This is a genomic window from Pseudoxanthomonas jiangsuensis (assembly GCF_010093185.1).
Lineage (GTDB): Bacteria > Pseudomonadota > Gammaproteobacteria > Xanthomonadales > Xanthomonadaceae > Pseudoxanthomonas > Pseudoxanthomonas jiangsuensis.
The window spans coordinates 1-917 of the sequence record NZ_PDWL01000075.1 but is presented as its reverse complement, the minus strand read 5'-3'; the positions used below and the strand labels follow the sequence as shown (position 1 = coordinate 917).

General features: G+C 51.4%; 2 protein-coding genes. Both read left to right on the top strand.

What is annotated here, in order from left to right:
- Window positions 1-685 (top strand): phage recombination protein Bet (gene bet / locus CSC62_RS17290; RefSeq protein WP_094635193.1); only part of this gene is annotated, 685 nt, incomplete at its 5' end.
- Window positions 682-917: hypothetical protein (locus tag CSC62_RS17285; RefSeq protein WP_425502054.1), on the top strand; the 236-nt coding region annotated here is incomplete at its 3' end. The genes bet and CSC62_RS17285, both read left to right, overlap by 4 nt.

Below are 917 nucleotides of genomic sequence, written 5' to 3'. Positions count from 1 at the left end.
ATTTAAAGGTGATGCCAGCGATGCGCAGTTCATCGCATTACTGATCGTTGCCAACCAGTACGGCCTTAATCCGTGGACGAAAGAAATTTACGCCTTTCCTGATAAGCAGAATGGCATCGTTCCGGTGGTGGGCGTTGATGGCTGGTCCCGCATCATCAATGAAAACCAGCAGTTTGATGGCATGGACTTTGAGCAGGACAATGAATCCTGTACATGCCGGATTTACCGCAAGGACCGTAATCATCCGATCTGCGTTACCGAATGGATGGATGAATGCCGCCGCGAACCATTCAAAACTCGCGAAGGCAGAGAAATCACGGGGCCGTGGCAGTCGCATCCCAAACGGATGTTACGTCATAAAGCCATGATTCAGTGTGCCCGTCTGGCCTTCGGATTTGCTGGTATCTATGACAAGGATGAAGCCGAGCGCATTGTCGAAAATACTGCATACACTGCAGAACGTCAGCCGGAACGCGACATCACTCCGGTTAACGATGAAACCATGCAGGAGATTAACACTCTGCTGATCGCCCTGGATAAAACATGGGATGACGACTTATTGCCGCTCTGTTCCCAGATATTTCGCCGCGACATTCGTGCATCGTCAGAACTGACACAGGCCGAAGCAGTAAAAGCTCTTGGATTCCTGAAACAGAAAGCCGCAGAGCAGAAGGTGGCAGCATGACACCGGACATTATCCTGCAGCGTACCGGGATCGATGTGAGAGCTGTCGAACAGGGGGATGATGCGTGGCACAAATTACGGCTCGGCGTCATCACCGCTTCAGAAGTTCACAACGTGATAGCAAAACCCCGCTCCGGAAAGAAGTGGCCTGACATGAAAAAGTCCTACTTCCACACCCGTCTCTTATACCCATCTGCCCCTTTCTTCTACCCCTCAAGTGTGGATCTCGCAGT